The organism is Streptomyces sp. NPDC052396, from assembly GCF_044593195.1.
Taxonomy (GTDB): Bacteria; Actinomycetota; Actinomycetes; order Streptomycetales; family Streptomycetaceae; genus Streptomyces.
Genome location: NZ_JBIUAW010000009.1, coordinates 63393 through 81072 on the forward strand (window position 1 = coordinate 63393; position 17680 = coordinate 81072).

A 17680-nucleotide genomic window follows, 5' to 3' on the forward strand; every position below is an offset into this window, starting at 1 on the left:
CCCGACAGGTTGCATGGCACACTGCTGGCATATGACGGGAGTTGGAGGGGGTGGACAATGGGGGACGCACGGCCGACCGGGGCCCCGACCGTGCTGCGCGTGGTGCTCGGCAAGCGGCTTCAGGACCTCAGGGAGAAGTCCGGGCTTTCCTTCCAGGACGCCGGCCAGGCACTGGACGTCACCCATGCCACGGTACGCCGGATGGAAAAGGCCGAAGTCGGCCTGAAAATCCCCTACGTCGAGAAACTGCTGCACCTCTATGGCGTGCACAACCAGACCGAGATCGAAGGATTCCTGGCACTCGCCCGGGAGGCCAACCGACCCGGCTGGTGGCACCGCTTCCGTGATGTCCTGCCCGAATGGTTCAGCGCCTTTGTGAGCCTGGAGGGCGAGGCCAACGTCATCCGCGCCTATGAACCGCACTACGTCCCCGGCCTGTTGCAGACCGAGGACTACACCCGCGCCGTCCTGCGCGCCGGCCAGCCGCACGCCCCGCAGGAGGAGATCGAGCGCGGAGTGGCCGTCCGCCAAGAACGCCAGAGCCTGCTCGGCCGGGAGAACGCCCCGCTGCTGTGGGTGGTGATGGACGAAACCGTATTGCGCCGGCCCATCGGCGGAGCGGAAGTGATGCGCGCGCAGATCTCCCGGCTCATCGAGGCCACCGAACTGCCCCATGTACGGCTCCAGGTCATGCCCTTCGCCTCCGGTCCGCACCCGGCCATGTACGGACCGTTCCATATCTTCCGGTTCCCCATCGAGGAACTCCCGGACATCGCCTACGCCGAAAACCTCATCGGCGCCTCGTACTTCGACCAGCGCGATGATGTCTCGGCCTTTCTCGAAGCGCTGGACCGGATGTGCGCGCAGGCCGCGCCGGCACATACCACCAAGGCATTCCTGGGTGGCATTCGTAAGGAGATCTGAACCATGGATCTGGACCATATATACAACGGCATGCCCGCCGCCGACCTCGGTACGGAGGGCTGGCACAAGCCGTGGAGCGGCGGCAACGGGGGAAGCTGCGTCGAGGCCATGCGGCTGCGGGACGGCCGGGTGGCGCTGCGCCAGTCGACCGATCCGGAGGGTCCGGCACTGATCTACACGCGTCACGAGATGGAGACCTTTATCCGCGGGGCCAAGGACGGGCAGGCCGACTTCCTGCTCGCCGGCTCCGGCGTGGCCGACTGAGGCACAAAAGCCGACTGAGGCACCGAAGCCGACTGAGGCACCAAAGACAACGCAGGGGGAAAACCGCGTGAACGAACAGGACCCGGCCGGCCAGGGATTCACGGCCCAGCAGATAGACACCAGCAGACCGCACCCGGCCCGGATGTACGACTACTACCTGGGCGGCCGGGACAACTACGAGGTGGACCGCCAGGCCGCCGAGAGCGTCCTCCAGCTGGTGCCCGACGCCCGTCCCAGCGCCCGCGCCAACCGGGCCTTTATGCACCGCGCGGTGCGCGAGGTGGTACGGCGCGGGGTGCGCCAGATCATCGACATCGGCACCGGGATCCCCACCTCGCCCAACACCCATGAGGTGGCAAGGGAGTCGGACCCGGATGTACGGGTGGTCTATGTCGACAACGACCCCATTGTGGCCACCCACGCCGGGGCCAAGCTCACCCACGCCGGCAACGCCGGCTTTGTGCTGGCCGATGTGCGGCAGCCCAAGGCCATCCTGGAACACCCGGTGGTAAGGGAGTTGATCGACTTCGATCAGCCGGTGGCCCTGCTGCTGGTGGCCGTCCTGCACTTCATCAAGGACGAGGAGGACCCCGCGGGCATCCTCACCGCCCTCGGCGAGGCGCTGCCCAGCGGCAGTTGTCTGGTGCTCACCCATGGCACCGGCGACTTCCACCGGCACATCGACGGTGATGCCGCCGACTCCTACAAGAACGCCACCGCCCAGCTCACGGTGCGTTCCTTCGCCGAGTTCGTGCCCTTCTTCGACGGCTGGGAACTGCTGGAACCCGGCGTGGTGCAGGCGCCGTTGTGGCGTCCCGAGGGCGAGCCGCCCACCGCCGAGGAACTGGCCAGGGTGGCCTTCTACGCCGGGGTGGGCGTCAAGGAGTGACCCGTTCCCCGGCCGTGGTCCGGGTCAGCGCACGGGCCTGGGCACCGACCCGCCAGCCGCTCAGGCCCAGCGCCACGACGGCGGCGACCGCCAGCCGGACCACGGCCGGGCCCAGCGGCGCGTACGGGGAGACCACGCCCTGCCACAACAGCGGCGCGGCCACCACCGTGCACAGCAGCACCGGGGCCGTGTACCACAGGAGGAAGGGCAGCACTCCGTACCAGTCCAGCGAGGCGAACATCAGGTCGTAACGCATCGCACCGCGGTAGGCCGTCATCAGCGCGGCCCCCACCGCGGCGGGCGCGCCCACCGTGCTGACCAGCGCCCAGGGCTGCCAGTCGGCGGCCGGCAGGCCGGCCAGCCGGGCGGTGGCCCAGGCGACGGCCGGCCCCAGCGGACAGAGCACGGCGGTGGGGACGGCGAAGTGGCTGAGGGCCACCGTGCGCGGCGCGAAGGGCAGCAGCCGGGTACGGGTGAGGTTGTCGGTGTCCTGACGGGCGCCCTCGCTCAGCGCCGAGGCCGCCAGATACAGCGGCATCACCAACGCCCAGCCCAGCAGCGCCGCCTGAGGGGCACTCACCGCAGCATGGTGGGGGGACTGCCCCCACCGCCGCATCAGGTGCAGCAGCAGTACACCCGCCGCCGAACACCCCGCCGCCGCCGCGATCCGGGCAGGCCGGCGCAGCAGCGCCACCGCGTCCCGCCACAGCAGCACCGGCCAGGCGCCGCCGCCCGGCAGGCGCAGGGCGACCCAGACACGCGGGGAGAACCGGGCCCTGCCCCGTCCGGCCCGGGCCACCGACTGCGCCACCAGCGCGATGCCGCGCACCTCCAGCAGTGCCGCCCCCTGCCCGGCCCGCGAGCCGTGCCGGGCCCGGGCGGCCAGCTCCGCCGCCGGCAGGTCCGCCAGCAGCCGGCCGGCATACGCCGTCAGCCCCACTGCTCCCGCGACCAGCACCGCCGCAGCCGCCACGGCCGGCCAGGGATGTGACCGGGCGGCCTCGGCGACCGCCCAGCCCGCCCAGCCCCAGGGCCCGCTCACCGCCAGCGCACCGCCCAGCGCCGGGCAGGACGCCGAGGCGGCCGCCGCCCCCGCCCCCAGCACGCCCAGCGCGGCGGCCGCGGCCCGCACCCGACACGACCGGTCCGGACGGGCCTGGGTCAGCACCCCGGCCCCCGCCGCCAGCAGCGCGACGGCCACCGCCACCGGCACCGCCACCGCCACGGTGGCCAATGAGGCCGTACCCGTCGCCGCCCCGGCGGCCGCGGCCAGCGGGACCGCACCGCACAGACCGGCGCCCGCAGCCACCGCCAGCCCGGTCAGCAGCCTGGGCCGCAGCAGCCGGCCCCGGTCACCGGGCAGCGGCAGCAGCCAGGTGACCTCATATCCGGTCAGCAGCACCGGACCCAGCCAGGTCGCCGTCCACAGCAGGACGGCCAGCAGCATCGCACCGGTGCCCGTGGTCAGGGCCAGTACGGTGCCGGACGCGGCGGGCGCGCCCACCGCCCGTCCCGCGGCCGGCGCCAGCCGCAGCACTCCGGCCGCCACGACCACCACGGCGGTCAGCGCCAACAGGGCCTGCCAGATCCCCGCCGGGCGGAGGCGTCCGGAGCGTCCGGAGCGGCCGTGCCGGGCGGCCCGTACCTCCGCCAGCGCCCCGGCGGTGGCGGCCGTCAGATCGAGGACCGCCTCCGGCACCCCCGGCGCGGCGGCCCCGCCGGCCTGTTTCACCGCCACGGCGCCGCCTCCTCGTCCAGTACCCGCCCGGGCTCGCCCTGGGCCACACAGCGCCCCGAGGCGAGCAGCACCACCTGGTCGGCGACGGCCTCCACCAGGGTCCGGTCATGCGAGACCAGCACGATGGCGGTGCCCGCCCGCTTGGTCTCCCGCAGCACCTCGGCCAGCCGCTCCCTGGCCCGGGCGTCCAGGCGCTGCTCCGGCTCGTCCAGCATCAGCAGCCTGGCCGGGCGCACCAGGGCCGCGCTCAGCAGCAGGGCCTGGCGCTGCCCCGCGGAGAGGGTGTCGGGGAAGGCGTCGTGATGGGCGGCCAGCCCCAGATGGTTCAGCACGGTGGCGGCGGCCCCGGCCGCCCGGCAGCCCAGACCGTGGGCGGCGGCGACCATCCGGATGTGCTCGGCCACGGTCAGGTCGGGGAAGCACTCCCCGCCGTCCATGGACACCGCCACCTCGCGGCGGAAGCGCGGATCCTGCTCGCGCACCGGCCCGCCGTCGAAGACCACGCTGCCCGCGTCGGCCGCCTGCCGCCCCGCCAGCACCCGCAGCACGGTCGACTTGCCCGAGCCATTGGCCCCGATCAGGGCCACACACCGGCCCGGATCCACCCGCAGGCTGATGCCCGTGACGACGGGTGCACCGCCGTAGTGGACGGTGAGGTCTTCGGCTTGGAGCAAAGGGGGCATGGCGGGATTCCCTGTGGTCGGGTGCGGGCGGGCCGGTTGCGGCCCGGTGGGGACGGCGACGGGCGGCGTACCGTCTCGGTCAGGGCGAACTCGCCCTTGGCGGTGGGCGGATCGTGGGGGCTACGAGAGCGGGTGCGGTAGCCGGTGGCCGTGGGCCGGTCCGGGCCGGGTGGCGGAGTTCTGCCGGTGCCCGGTCCCGGGCATGCCCGGTGGTGGGCATGGCGTCAGTGGTGGGCACGGCGTCAAAGGCGCGGCCCGCCCGGGTGTTCCGGGCCGCCGGAGGCAGCGGGCGGGGATCAGGGCCGGGGAGAACCCGGATGCGACGGGGCAGCCGTCCCCGCCCCCCGGGCCTGGTCACGCGGCTCTCCTCGGTCGGTCCTGCGGCGGGGCCCAGCCCGGGCTTGTTGAAGTACCCGGTGCCTTCGGGTCAGTTGGCACGCCGACCGCGGCTGCGCGGCGGCCGGGTGGACATCCCGCCGGCCATGGAGGTCAGCGCCGGGTCCCCGGCACAGCGTCGGCACCCGACCGGATTCCGCGCCCCCATGGGGGCTTGGACAGGCCCCGAACAGGCCCCGAACGGCCACACGATACTGCAAGGCCCGGGCCGTGGCCGCAGGCAGTCGGCGGGCCAACTCCCCAGCGGCGCCCAAGTGGCGAAAACGGCCAAGGCCAAGTCCCGGAAGCCCGCGCGGAATGTGCCCGAAGGGTAACGTTCGGCATGCGTGACGACCGGTGACGGGGGGCGAGGAGGGGGCAGTGAGCGGGGTAGTGATCTATCTGCCGCCAGGGGTCGGCGACGGCGGCGGGGAACCGCGTGGTGAGGCGGTGACCCTGCGGCTGGGCGCCGGAGAGGTGGCGCGGTTCGGGCGGGGCTCCGCGACGACCCCCGTGGAACTCCGTCTCGTTGACGCGGCGATCTCCCGGCTGGCGGGGGAGATCCGGGTGACCGAGGACCATTGGCAGCTCAGCAACCACAGTACGACCCAGAGCTATCTGGTGGAGAACCCGGAAGGTGCGGGAGAGTATCTGAGGGTGCCGCCGCGGCGAGCCGGGGCGCCCATCCCCTTCGAGTTCTCCCGGGTGGTGCTGCCCACCCGCCGCGACTCCACCGTCGCCTTCCAGGTGTTCGCACCCGACCATCTCTATCTGGACCCCGACGGCATGGGCGGCCACCGCGGGACCCGCACCGTCACCGCCTACTCCCTGGACGAGACGGCCATCTACTTCCTGGTCCTGCTCGCGCTCTGCGAACCCAGGCTGCGGGACGAGTCACCACTGGCCGTGCCCACCACACCCCAGATCGTCGAGCGGCTGCGCACCCACCCCGCCTGCGGTCAGCTGACGGCCCGGGCGGTCAGCTCGCATATCGACTACCTCGCCGAGGAGAAGATGCGGATCAGCGCTCCGTCCGAGCCCGGACCCGTCAGGGGAGCCCGCCGCAACGGCAAGCGGGAGGCGATCGTCGGACTCGCCCTGCGTTTCGGGCTGGTGAGGGAGGATCACCTTGGGCTGCTGCCGCCCCGGACCGGAGGAGGAGACGGTGCATGGCCCGGCCGACAGCTCGGGGGATGACATGGACGCCCGGGTTGACAGGGAGGGACGGGATGAGTGCACCGACGCGCTGCCGTGCGGCTACCGCATCGGCCGCTGGGAGGTCACCGGCCCGATAGCGTCCGGCGGTTGGGCAACGGTCTACGCCGCACGCCCCGTTGACGACACGGACGGTGCGGAGGAAGTGGCCCTCAAGGTCCTGCCGACCGCCGGACTCGCCCCCAGCCAGGCCCGCAAGGTGGCCGAGACCGCCCGGCGGGAGGTCGAACTCGGCCGCCGGACCGGCCATCCCAGGCTGATCCGGCTGCTTGACTCCCTGGTGCTCAGCGCACCGGACCACCCATTCCTGGACGGTGCCATCGTGCTGGTCATGGAGCGGGCCCGGGGCAGCCTGCGGCCGCTGCTCGAAGCCGGGGTGACCGAGGCCGAGGCGGCCGGGCTGTTCACCGGGATCTGCGAGGGGCTGGCCCATCTGCACCGGAGCGGCTGGGTGCACGGGGATCTCAAACCGGACAACGTCCTGCTCATGGCGGACGGTTCGGTGCGGCTCTCGGACTTCGGGCTGGCCACCGAACTGACCGGCACCCATGGCACCCATGGCTACGCACCCCCGATGGGCACCCTGGACTACCTGCCGCCCGAGCGCTGGAAGGCCCCGCTCGGCGAGCAAGGCGTGGAGGTCCGGCCCAGCGCTGACATCTGGGCCCTGGGTATCATGATCCACGAGGCGTTCGCCGCCGGTGCCGCTCCGTTTCCCGGTGCCACACCGGCCGCCCGTGGAGCCGCGGTACAGGAGTACGCCGAGGGACGCGCCCCGCTGCGGCTGGCCGGGGCGATGCCGCCGTTCTGGCGCGAGCTGGCCACCGACTGCCTGGCGCCGACCCACACCGAGCGCGCCGTGCACACCGCCGAGAGCCTGCTGGCACGCATCGCCGCCCGGCCGGCCACCGCCGGGCACCCCGCTGCCCCGCCAACCAGGCGCCGGCGAAGGCTGGTTCGGGCCGCCGTGCTGGCCGCCGCCGGATGCGGAGCGGCGGCGGCGATCTGGTCGTCTATGGCGCCCGAGGCCCCGGCCGGCCATCCCGCAGCCGTGGGATCCGCCGGCGACATCTCCCAAACCTCCGGCCGGATCCGGGTGTTCAACATCGAGCAGAGCTGCCGGCAGCGCAAGGACCGCAGCCCGCAGTGCAGTCTCGGCCTGGCGATCGACCCCCTGCAGCCGTACACCATCGACAATGTGGTGCCCACCCGGGTGTGGCACGGGGACGTCCTGGCCGTCGAGTGCCGGCTCCCACAGGGGATGCCCATCATCGACGAGGCGGGCACCCAGTCCGCGCAGTGGTTCCGGGTCCGGCTCCCGGCGGGTGCCAAGCGCTCCACGGCCTGGCTGCCGGCCGTCCGTACCCAGGACCGCCCCGCGGTCCCCGAGTGCCCGCGCCCCACCCCGCTGCGGTAGGGCGGCCGCTCGCCGGGGGCAGGCCGCCCGCCCCGGAACGTTCCGGATGTCTCGCCCGGCGGCCACGGGGCTACCTTTCCGGCCGTCGGCCACCACCGGGCTCAGGCGTGGGCCGATGACTCCGTTCCCCTTCCCACCCGAAGGAGCAGGCACGTGCGTGGCCCAGCCGCACGACGCGCGAGATCACGACGCATGAGATCACCACGCACGAGACTCAGAACGATGACGCTGCTGGCCGTGACGGCCGTGTCCGCCCTGACCCACCCCGCCTGGGCGCAGTCCGCCGGCCGCATCCCCGGCCCGCTGGGGCACAAGGCCCCGGCCACGGTCTACTGCTATATCCCCCCGGACCGGGACATCGCGGTGACCCGCAAGGTCTATGAGGTGGGCCAGCGCCGGAATGTGTCCGACAAGGTGATGCTCGCCGGCTTCGAGACGGGCTGGGTCGAGTCCCGGATGAACAACCTGGACTGCGGCGACCGCGACTCGCTCGGCGTCTTCCAGCAACGGCCCTCCCAGGGCTGGGGCACCCGGGAGCAGATCCTCGACGTGGACTACGCGGCGAACAAGTTCTTCGAGGTCGCCCAGCAGATGGAGCCCCGCATGGAGGGCAGCACCGCCGGCCAGCTGGCCCAGGCCGTCCAGCGCTCCGACTACCCCCTGAAGTACGACCAGGTGGAGGGCACCGCCCGGGACCAGCGGGAGGAGGCCTGGCAGCCCTACGGCACCATCGGCGCCAAGTACGACAGCCTGGGCGGCCGTGGCGGGGTGCTGGGCCCGCCGGTCCGCGCGGAGGAGGACTCCTCGCTGGGCGGGCGCTTCCAGCTGTTCCAGAACGGGATCATCATCTGGCATCCCGACGCGGCCTTCGCGGTCCACGGCGACATCCTGGCCAAGTTCTGGGCCACCGACGCGGAACGGCACTGGGGCTTCCCGACCATGGACGAGGCCGACGCCGCGGCGGCGCCCGACGGCACCAAGGGCCGCTACCAGGTCTTCGAGCGGGGGCTGTTCCTGTGGTCGCCGCAGACCGGCGCCCATCCCCTGCAGGGCGCCATCTACGACGCGTTCCAGGGCGCGGGCCGCGAGAAGGCGCTGGGCTACCCGGTCACCGACGAGACCGATGAGGCCGGCGGCGGCAAGGCCCAGCGCTTCCAGGCCGTCACCATCCACTGGACCGCGGCCAAGGGCACCTGGATCACCAAGAACTGACTCATTATCAGGAGGCTAGGTTGAGCGAGCACCGTCCCACCCGCAGAAGCGTGCTGAAGGCCGCCGGAGGGCTGTCCGCGGCGATGGCGCTCGGCGCCGGGAGCGTGCTGGCGTCGGCGTCGGCGGCCAGCGCGGCCAACGACGGCTTCGGCCTGCACATCATGGAAGCCGGCGAGGCCGATCCCCGCATGTGGTACTACCGGTTCAGCACACCCGAGATCGGCTGGAACCCCGCCGTGAATGTGCTGCTGCCCGACGACTACCACACCAGCGGACGCACCTACCCCGTCCTCTACCTGTTCCACGGCGGCGGCACCGACCAGGACTTCATCACCTTCGACCGGCTGCACATCCGGGACTGGACCGCCGGCAAGCCCATCATCGTGGTGATGCCCGACGGCGGGCACGCGGGCTGGTACTGCAACCCGGTCACCTCCAACGTCGGCCCCCGGAACTGGGAAAGCTTCCACATCAACCAGCTGCTCCCCTGGATCGACGCCAACTTCCGGACCTTCGCCGAGTACGACGGCCGTGCCGTCTCCGGGTTCTCCATGGGCGGCTTCGGCGCCCTGAAGTACGCGGCCAAGTACTACGGCCACTTCGCCTCGGTGAGCGCCCACTCCGGCCCGGCCAGCCTGCGCGGCCCCGTCGCCGGGATCCCCGGCGCCGTCGTCCACTGGGCCAATGTCTCCTCCGCCGCCCTCGACCTGGCCGGTGGCACGGTCTACGGCGTGCCCTGGGACCAGAACCGGGTCAGTATGGACAACCCCTGCGAGCGCCTGGACAGTTACCGCAATAAGCGGATCTTCCTGGTCGCCGGCACCAGCCCCGAACCGATCAACTGGTTCGACACCATGAACGAGGTCGGCGTGCTGCAGACCCAGCGGGAGTTCCGCGGTCTCCTGGACCGGGCCGGCATCCCCTTCGAATGGCATGAGGTGCCCGGCGGCCACTTCGTCCGCCCGGACCTGTTCCAGAACGACCTCGACGGCATCATCGACCGTCTCCGCAAGGCATAGCACGCACAGGCGGCTCGTCGCGCGGGGCGGCAGCCCGCCCCGCGTCCGGACCGAGAGGAGAGCGCCGGTACCGTACCTACCCGATCATGAGCAGAACCGGGAAGGACCACCCATGGACGCGGTAGCCGAGGACGAACTCCACGACGAGATCTTCCCCGACATCCCGGCGCCCGAGGACGGCGGCCCTTGGCAGGCCCCGGCCGAGCTGGAGCAGCACCTCTACGAACTGGGCCGGTCCGGCGATGTGCTCGGCTATCTGCGGGCGGTCGCCGCGGAGGGCGTCTACTATCCCGTACTGCTCGAAGAGGCCCGGGCGGCCGGCGAGGACGAGTACCCCATGCTGCTCGTCGACGTTCCCGACGGGCGCACCGTGGCGCAGGTCTACACCTCCGGCGTGCTGCCACGACCGCATCCCCAGCTGGTCTACGAGTACGCGACCCTCGGCGCCCTCGCCCGGATCCTCCCCGGCCACGTCGATGTCCTCTTCATCAACGCCGGCACGCCCTGCGAGCAGTTCTTCCAGACCGACGACGGGGAACGCCAGGCCTGGCTCGGCCTGCACGACGACCATTTCTCCCCCGAGGAGCTGATGGACCGCACGGTGACCCACCGCACCGGCGCCCCCGCCGCCCTGCTGCACGGCCTCGCCTGCGGCGCCCATCTCTGCCATGGCAACGGCGACGCCTGGAACACCGTGCACTGGCACGGCATGGGATACCGGGGCGAGGTCCAACGCCTGGCGGACTACTGGGGCGTAGCGAGCCGCGAGGACTGGCTCGGTGTCCAGGAGCGGCTCCTGAACCGCGAAGTCAGCCCCTGGCACTGGGACTTCGTCCTGGGCGGACGCGGCACCCTCGCCCGCGAGCGGGGCGGTGGCCGCGTCGACCCCGCACTGTGGCGCGACTGGGTGGAGACGACGCTGCGCGCCAACGTGGAAGTCCCCGAGAACGACCCGGAGTTCGAGGCGTTCGTGGTGGAACTGCGCGACCTGGTGGGCAAGGTCCTCCGCTATGAGGCCCGCTTCCGCGCCGACGGCCTGCTGCCGCCCGACGGCCGGGTGGACACCATCGCCGCCTGGGACATCGGCCGCGCCTCCAAGATGGCCCGCTGGGGCCGGGGCGCCCGCTATGCGACCGAACCCGAGATGCACACGGCCATCGAGCGCGCGAGCCGTACGGCACGGGACGCCTACGGCTCCTGGGCGGAGTTCTCCGCCGGGTACGTCCTCGGGCGGTGCCTGCACTTCGACGAGGAGGAGTTCGGCCCCTGGTACACGGACGTCCTGGAGGCCCACCGGTCGCTGGCCACGGACCCCGACGGCCCCTGGCTGACGGTGCCGTTCGCGGCCGAATAGGCCGCGAGCCCACGTCACTTGACGCGGCGGGACAGTGAGATGCGCTCGCACCGGCGGCGCGTTTTGTCGCCGACACGGCCGGAGTTGCGTGGAACGGGTGCCATGCCGGGCAGGCTGGGGGAGCACTTCCTGGGCGTGCTGCTGCTCGTGAAAGTCGCCGTCTCAGCCCTGGGCGCCTCAAGGGTCGGGGGAACGTCTTGAGGCGCCCAGCCGGGCAACGGTGCGGGATGTGCCGGCCCCAATGCCCGGATGGGCGTGCGGCGGGTATTTCCCTCGGCCCGCGTCACCCGCGCTTTTGATCCGTGCCAGAGGTCAATATTTCTTCATGTCCGTGCAGGTTTGCCGCAACTCCCTGAGGCGGTCGTTCTGTTCGGTGATGTAGCGGTCCACCCTACGAGCCCCATGGTCCTTCGGCTTGGCGTTGCGCAACGACCGTGCGGTGGACTCAATGGCCTTGCGCAGGTCGCCGTCCGGCGCGTCCTTGGCGAGGTCGTCGAGCTTGTCGGCGCGCTCGTGCACGTCCTTGCGGGCCTTGCCGGCGTCGCCGGGGACGGGGTTGAAGAGCGTCAGTTTGAGAACCTTGACGCACACTTCGACGCGGTCCTTCGTTTTGCTCTCGGACTTGCACGCGGTCGTTCCAAGAGACAGCGAGCAGACGACGGCCAGGGAGAGTGCCATTAATCGGCCTGGGCGACGGTGCGCTCGGGCCGTGCTCTCTCGTTCTGCCATGGTTTTCACTGCGGCGGCTCCTCCTGCTTCGCTTCTCCGGACGCTTAAATCGTGCATCGACGAGGCCGTGTTGCGCATGGGTGCGAAAACGAAGGTGCAGTGCGCTGCGTCACACGGGGCACGGCTCGCGGGTCCTCACCGGCCCGGGAGAACTCGGTATGCGAGGTGCGGCTCGCGGTGCGGTCAGGGAGTAGCGGATGTGGCAGCGCCGTCACCGCTGCAACCGTGGCGCTCGTGCGGTAGCGGACCGGTGCGGTGCCGCTCATCGGCGGCGTTTCCCGGCGGTGCAGGTCGGCTGCGACCATGGGAACGGTGGAAGACGGACTGTTCCCGCGCGACCAGGCGGAGATCGCCCCCGGCGCCGTCCATGTGCCGGACTGGCTGGACCCCGGCGCCCAGCGCGAGCTGCTGGCGGCCTGCCGGGAGTGGGCCCGGCCGTCGGCCGGGCTGCGGACGGTGCGTACGCCCGGCGGGGGCAGCATGTCGGTGCGGCAGGTGTGCCTGGGGTGGCACTGGGACCAAGTGCCCCGTCGTCGGTCACCGCGGCGGCTCCTGGGAGGCGATCCACGTTTCGAAGAGCATGAGGTGCTCGCCCATCGCTCCCAGCGAGGAGGGGCTGCGCTCGTACTGTTCCGACAGCGCCACCTCGTAGACCTTGTACGCGTTCGGGGCCTCCTTGCCGGCGATGTCGATGGCCGCGAGCGTTCGGAGCGCGTCCTCGATGCGACCTTGCTCTGTGCTGTGCACAAGCTCTGGGCACAGTTCCTCACGGATGTATTCGCACAGTTCCATAAGCTGCCGTCCGGCTCGGGTCGCTCGATCCCGGACGGCATCGAACCGCGCGTCGTACAGGTACCCGTCGAGTTCGGCAGCGTCGTCCTCGTCGCACCAGATCTTGCGCAACTCCTCCTCATGGGACTCCAGTTCCCGCTTGGAGTCACGGCATCAGCTCCTCCAGTGGGAGGGCCGGATGGCCGGCCTCAGCGGGAGCGGTTTCTGGTAGGGCCTCAAGCGCTCCCGCGGCTGGAGGCGGTGTGCCGTCGCGGAGCGCCAGGAGCAACATGGCTCGACGGACGAGGGGGAGTAGCCGACCTGCGTCGGTGGCCCCACGGATTTCGTACGCGGATTGCTCGACGGCTTGGTAGTCGTTGTCCGCGACGTGCCCGTCGATGTCGAAGCGGCACTCGGAGAGCCTGGAGGAGATAGCGCGGATCTCGTCAAGCGTCACCGGTGGTAAGGGAGCGTCGTATCATGCTCTTGAAGGCGACGATTCGAAAACCCTGCAGGTCATTGGAGTTGGGCGGCATCAAAGCCGGGCGTCGGCCCGACTGTCGGATGTCCGTTGAGCAGAGGCCGCTCACCCTGGACGTCCGTAGTGACGGTTGACGAATCCCCAGGCCAGAGCGCCTATGGGGTCCGATACGTACCGATGGTGACGTTAGCGACGCTCCGTTACCACCGAATGTGAGCCAGACCCGTTAACTTGACGCACCCCCGACTGAGTGGCGGGGGCGGTCAATGGCGGCTATTCGATGCTGCTGGTTCCGGTGGCATCGCTGGCAGGATCACTGTCGCTGTCCGTGTCGCTGTTGTCGGTCGGGTTGGTGATGGGAGTGTCGGCACTGTCAGTGTTGTCGGTTGTGCCTTGGTCGTCAGCGCTCTCGGCGCTGTCACTGGCGATGGAGTGTCCGTCGGGGGCGACGAGTTGGTGTTCGGTGCCGAACTTGGTATTGGTGTCGGTGTAGTCGGTGACTTCGCCGTCGGACCAGCGGACGATGAGGTCGTCGGGGTGTCCGTTGTGGTTGAAGCTGCCCGCGGTCATGGCCATGTCGTGTTCCCAGATGGTGTGGGGTGCGGCCATCTGGATCTCCTTGCCCAGGCCTGCGGCGTTGGTGTCCTGGTACTGAGAGACCTCGCCGTCGGACCAGCGGACCAGCAGGTCCCAGTAGTCGTTTCCGGAGAAGTCGCCTGCGGTGGTCAAGGTGGCTTTCTTCCACAGGTCGTTGGGCTTCAGCAACTGGTGTTCGGTGCCGAAGCCCTGGCTGCTGACTTTGGTGTAGTTGGTGAGTTCCCCGTCGGCCCAGCGCACGATCAGATCCGTGGTGTAACCGTTGGTGCCGAAGTTCCCGCCGGCGATCTGCTCGGCCTTCTTCCAGATCGACTCGGGTTTGGCCAGCTGGATCTCTTGGTGGAAGCCTCTGAGGTCCACGTCCGGATACAGCGATACTTCCCCGTCTGACCAGGTCACCAGCAGGTCGGAGAGGTTGCTGCCTGCGTAGTCGCCGCCGGTGATCGCCTTGGCGTGCTTCCAGGTGCTGTTGGGGCTGAGCAACTGCCGTTCTGCCTTGAAGGTGGCATTGCCGTCGCCGGTGTAGAGGGTGACCTCGCCGTCGGTCCACACCACGATCATGTCCATGGTGCCGTCACCGTGGCCGGTGTAGTTCCCCGAGGCCAGGAGCCGGGCGTGCCGCCACGTCGCCGCGGTTCCCAGGACGCTGGTTTCGGGACGGTGGTCGGCGACCGCCTGGTCGTAGAGGTTCTTGATGTCGGCGCCGAAGTAGGAGCTGTAGGAGATGTCGTCGGTAGGCCCACCGGTCTTGTAGCCGCCGATGTCGCCGATGACGTCGCCTGTCTTGGTCTTCTCGTCGAAGTTTGCCAGGAACGGGCCGCCGCTGACCCCGGGTGAGTATCCGTCGCAGGCGATGCGCAGGTAGGAGCCGGGGATGTTCGGGTCGGTGCTGGTGTACTTGGTGGTGGGCGCGGTGCAGGTCTTGGGGCGAGGGTGACCGCCTGGGTAGCCGATCAGGTGGACGTTGTTGTGCTCGTAGCCGGCGTCGGTCTTCAGCCGGTTCCCGCCGACGGCGTCCTCCACCTGCTTCCCGTTGGTGTTGGCGCCGACCTTGAGGAACGCCGCGTCGTAGGGTGCGCCGTGCTGGTGGCCGCGTGAGTAGTAGCGGGCGTCGATCCAGATCTTGTTGTGCCTCGGTGACCAGCTCAGCAGGGGGAAGATCCCGTACGGCTGCGGTTTGTTCTTGGTGTACTGCGGCACGAAGGCGAGTGGCTTGCCGGCGTCCTCGTCATCCAGGCAGTGCCCTGCGGTCAGCACGATGTTATGGCCGGGCGAGGAGACGACGGAGGCGGTGCAGAAATAGTCCTGCGCCGCCGGGATGAAGATCTGGCCGACGGTTGGCAGGCCGTCGAAGTCGTTGCCGGGCGCTCTTGGCGTTCTCGGTGCTCTTGGGGAGGTGGTGGGCTGCTTGGTGCGGTCCACGGGGAAGGGCTTGGCGGCTGCCATGCGTTGCGGGGTCCAGTACGCCTCGGCCGCGGCTGCTGCGGAAGGTGGGGTCGGCGACGCGGTGCCGCCCGTCGGGTCGGAGGACGCCGAGGGCGGCCGGGACGCCGTACCCGGGGCGGAAGGGGACGGCGCTGGCTGGGGCGTTGCTGCCGCGGTGGCCGTGCCGGTCCCGCCGGCCAGCATGCCTGCCAGGAGGAGAGCGCCGGCCAAGCGGCGCACCCGTATGTGCGCAAGGGATAACAAGAAGAATTCACCTCAAATAGAGTCGATGGGAACCCCGGGCTGTCCGGCTACTCGGCGGACTGGCGGGCGCGGCGGTTCCGCCGCAGAAGCCACCAGGCCGAACCGCCGAGGGCAACGGCCGCCAAGCCAATCGTGGAGACGTACACCCACAGCGGCGTATCCGTATGACGGGCAGCAGCGGCGCCCCGTCCGGAGTCGGTGACCGTGATCGATGCCCGAAGGGGGCGATGATTGTCGTCGTGCAGCCCCGGGACGGTGATGGGGTAGGAGCCAGGCGCGGCATCGCGGCGGATGTGCGCCGTTGCCATGATCTTCCACTTCAGGCTCTTGCCAATGGTGGTGGCATCCGTGCTGCTCACGGGGACATCGGAAACGAAGGCCGGCGACTGCAATGTCCAGGATTCGCCTTTGGGGAGCATGCCCCCACTGGTTCTGAGCATGAGCGACACGGCGGCGCCAGGTGCGATTTCCGGGGGGCTCTCCGGTTCGTTCCCGTCGGGGTCGGGAGACACTGCAAGCCACCAGGATCTGTCACTGGCCCGCTTCTGGTCTTCCGCGTGAACAGGCTGTCCCCCGCACAAGACCAGAAAGGCGAATGCCATCAGGAGGAGCGAGGCAAGCCGTGCCCGGGCAAGTGCAGTCACTTTGGGGTCCATTCGTAGCCGTCATCGTCCAGGACATCGCCGAACCGGTCCTGGAGCAGGTCAGCCAGATCGTTGGCTCGCCGCCGTGGTCTCCCCACCGGGCCCCCTGCCCGGGATGCCGCAGCAGCAACAGCGACAGTACGACACCACACTTACCCCGTAGTGGCGAGCTCCCGCCAATGACAAAAATTTACCGCTGTGGCCAAATCCTGCGTATGGAAGGAGAGTTCACTGACTGACATCGCCGAGGCCACCCGACCTGAGCCACCGATATCCGGCGCCCGACTCACTCAGCAGACAGATCCTCACCCTTCTTGGGCGGGCGCTTAACACCGCGGAGGTCGGTGCCGATCTGCTGAGCACGAGCGGCACTGATCCCGCTGAGTAGTGCACCGAGGACCATACGGGGCCGACCTATGGTGGGGGCGGTGGTGGTTGCGGTCATGCGGACCGTCCCTACGCGCGGGACCGACACCGACCACAACCGCATGCGGCTCGTGTTCGAGGGACCAACCCCGCGTGCGCGGGGCCGGCACTTCCTGAGCTTGGTGATTCCCGCATGCGCGGGGATGATTCGGGCGCAGCCCGCGCGATGCCCGTGCTGTACAGGTCTGCCCCGCACAGTGGGGATGGTCTCTCGTCAAGACGGCACGGTGCCGGGCCTGGTGTCGGCTCCACGCACAGAGATGGCAGCCTGGTGTGATGGACTGGACAGCACTGGTGAGCGCAGCGATCGGCGGCGTGGGTAGCCGTCGCTTCTACGTACCTGGCGGATCGCACGCGCTGGCGCTCATCGGCGACGTTTCCAAGCAGTAAGCGTCAGCTGCGAACATGGGAACGGTGGAAGACGGATTGTTCCCGCGCGACCAGGCGGAAGTCGCCCCTGGCGCCGTTCACGTTCCGGACTGGCTGGATCTCGACGCTCAGCGCGAGCTGCTGGCGGCCTGCCGGGAGTGGGCACGGCCGCCGGCCGGGCTGCGGACGGTGCGCACGCCTGGCGGGGGCACGATGTCAGTGCGGCAGGTTTGCTTGGGCTGGCATTGGGCCGTGGTGCCCCGGTGCCCGAACTGCGGAAAGTCGGTACGGGAAAATCCGCAGTGCCCCGGGTGGCACTGGTACCCCTACGGCTACGCCCGCACCGTAGTGGACGGCGACGGAGCGCCCGTCAAACCCTTCCCGCCCCGGCTGGACGCCCTGGCCCGGGCAGCCGTGGCGCGGGCGTACCGGCGGCCGGCGGGCCCGGAGGCGTATGACATCGCGCTGGTGAACTTCTATGACGCCGACGCCAGGATGGGACTGCACCGGGACAGCGACGAGAAGTCGGACGCCCCGGTGGTCTCGCTCAGCCTGGGGGACACCGGTGTGTTCCGCTTCGGCAACACCGAGGGGCGCGGCCGCCCCTGGACGGATGTGGAACTGCGCAGCGGCGACCTGATGGTCTTCGGCGGGCCCACGCGGCTCGCCTATCACGGGGTGACCAGAATCATCCCGGGCACCGCGCCCACCGGACTGGGCCTGGCCGGGCGGCTGAACATCACCCTGCGGGTCAGCGGCCTGTGACCAGGCCCTGACCGGCCGCGTTCGAAAACCGGATGCGCGGCGCGGCGGCAGGCTGCACAGTGGGGCACCGTCGGCCGCCGGGCCGGCCGTCCGGGCCGTGAACGGGGGTGGGCCCGGAA

At 70.5% G+C, this 17680-nt stretch carries 16 protein-coding genes and 1 pseudogene; 10 read left to right on the forward strand and 7 right to left on the reverse strand.

The annotated features are described in order from the left end of the window. The first annotated feature begins 57 nt into the window (after window positions 1-57). From ACIHFE_RS23765 to ACIHFE_RS23775, 3 genes are all read left to right on the forward strand, one after another. A complete protein-coding gene (locus ACIHFE_RS23765) occupies window positions 58-924 on the forward strand; it encodes a helix-turn-helix domain-containing protein (protein ID WP_400109402.1) in 867 nt (288 codons plus the stop codon). Window positions 925-927: 3 nt separating this feature from the next. Continuing rightward, complete coding sequence (locus ACIHFE_RS23770) at window positions 928-1188, forward strand: DUF397 domain-containing protein (protein WP_400109403.1); 261 nt, start codon at window positions 928-930, stop codon at window positions 1186-1188. A gap of 142 nt (window positions 1189-1330) precedes the next feature. Next, the gene (locus ACIHFE_RS23775) at window positions 1331-2077 is read left to right on the forward strand and encodes an SAM-dependent methyltransferase (protein ID WP_400109722.1); all 747 of its coding nucleotides are present in this window, start codon (window positions 1331-1333) and stop codon (window positions 2075-2077) included. On the opposite strand, the gene ACIHFE_RS23780 is transcribed toward ACIHFE_RS23775, so the two are convergent. Continuing rightward, entirely contained in the window at window positions 2067-3815 is a 1749-nt protein-coding gene (locus ACIHFE_RS23780) for a hypothetical protein (RefSeq protein ID WP_400109405.1), read from the reverse strand. The genes ACIHFE_RS23775 and ACIHFE_RS23780 overlap by 11 nt on opposite strands. Further along, window positions 3806-4498, reverse strand: coding sequence for an ABC transporter ATP-binding protein (locus ACIHFE_RS23785; protein WP_400109407.1), 693 nt, complete (start codon window positions 4496-4498; stop codon window positions 3806-3808). Before ACIHFE_RS23785 ends, ACIHFE_RS23780 begins: the two co-directional genes overlap by 10 nt. 756 nt (window positions 4499-5254) lie before the next feature. Here ACIHFE_RS23785 and ACIHFE_RS23790 point away from each other — a divergent pair. From ACIHFE_RS23790 to ACIHFE_RS23810, 5 genes are all read left to right on the forward strand, one after another. After that, the gene (locus ACIHFE_RS23790; RefSeq protein ID WP_400109409.1) at window positions 5255-6070 is read left to right on the forward strand and encodes a serine/threonine protein kinase; all 816 of its coding nucleotides are present in this window, start codon (window positions 5255-5257) and stop codon (window positions 6068-6070) included. 1 nt (window position 6071) lies between these two features. Then, window positions 6072-7505 carry a protein kinase gene (locus tag ACIHFE_RS23795; protein ID WP_400109723.1) on the forward strand — a complete coding sequence of 478 codons (1434 nt, stop codon included), beginning with the start codon at window positions 6072-6074 and terminating at the stop codon, window positions 7503-7505. 222 nt (window positions 7506-7727) lie between these two features. Beyond that, complete coding sequence (locus ACIHFE_RS23800) at window positions 7728-8717, forward strand: LGFP repeat-containing protein (RefSeq protein WP_400109411.1); 990 nt, start codon at window positions 7728-7730, stop codon at window positions 8715-8717. 20 nt (window positions 8718-8737) lie between these two features. Then, window positions 8738-9736, forward strand: coding sequence for an alpha/beta hydrolase-fold protein (locus ACIHFE_RS23805; RefSeq protein WP_400109413.1), 999 nt, complete (start codon window positions 8738-8740; stop codon window positions 9734-9736). Window positions 9737-9848: 112 nt separating this feature from the next. Continuing rightward, window positions 9849-11090 carry a DUF1266 domain-containing protein gene (locus tag ACIHFE_RS23810; protein ID WP_400109415.1) on the forward strand — a complete coding sequence of 414 codons (1242 nt, stop codon included), beginning with the start codon at window positions 9849-9851 and terminating at the stop codon, window positions 11088-11090. A gap of 312 nt (window positions 11091-11402) precedes the next feature. Here the strand turns inward: ACIHFE_RS23810 and ACIHFE_RS23815 are convergent, their stop codons facing one another. Then, window positions 11403-11768: a hypothetical protein gene (locus tag ACIHFE_RS23815; protein WP_400109417.1), complete on the reverse strand. Its 366-nt coding sequence runs from the start codon at window positions 11766-11768 to the stop codon at window positions 11403-11405. A gap of 363 nt (window positions 11769-12131) precedes the next feature. Here ACIHFE_RS23815 and ACIHFE_RS23820 point away from each other — a divergent pair. Then, window positions 12132-12335, forward strand: a pseudogene (locus tag ACIHFE_RS23820) (alpha-ketoglutarate-dependent dioxygenase AlkB); the annotation flags it as partial. 21 nt (window positions 12336-12356) lie between these two features. On the opposite strand, the gene ACIHFE_RS23825 reads toward ACIHFE_RS23820, so the two are convergent. The 4 genes from ACIHFE_RS23825 to ACIHFE_RS23840 all read right to left on the reverse strand — a co-directional run bounded on the left by ACIHFE_RS23825 (window position 12357) and on the right by ACIHFE_RS23840 (window position 15716). After that, entirely contained in the window at window positions 12357-12722 is a 366-nt protein-coding gene (locus ACIHFE_RS23825) for a hypothetical protein (RefSeq protein WP_400109751.1), read from the reverse strand. 34 nt (window positions 12723-12756) lie between these two features. After that, window positions 12757-13047, reverse strand: a complete 291-nt coding sequence (locus tag ACIHFE_RS23830) for a hypothetical protein (protein ID WP_400109753.1) — start codon at window positions 13045-13047, stop codon at window positions 12757-12759. Between the two features lie 297 nt (window positions 13048-13344). After that, the gene (locus ACIHFE_RS23835; protein WP_400109418.1) at window positions 13345-15114 is read right to left on the reverse strand and encodes a trypsin-like serine peptidase; all 1770 of its coding nucleotides are present in this window, start codon (window positions 15112-15114) and stop codon (window positions 13345-13347) included. A gap of 290 nt (window positions 15115-15404) precedes the next feature. Next, window positions 15405-15716: a hypothetical protein gene (locus ACIHFE_RS23840; RefSeq protein ID WP_400109419.1), complete on the reverse strand. Its 312-nt coding sequence runs from the start codon at window positions 15714-15716 to the stop codon at window positions 15405-15407. Between the two features lie 1125 nt (window positions 15717-16841). Here ACIHFE_RS23840 and ACIHFE_RS23845 point away from each other — a divergent pair. Further along, window positions 16842-17561, forward strand: coding sequence for an alpha-ketoglutarate-dependent dioxygenase AlkB (locus tag ACIHFE_RS23845; RefSeq protein WP_400109421.1), 720 nt, complete (start codon window positions 16842-16844; stop codon window positions 17559-17561). Window positions 17562-17680 lie beyond the last annotated feature (119 nt).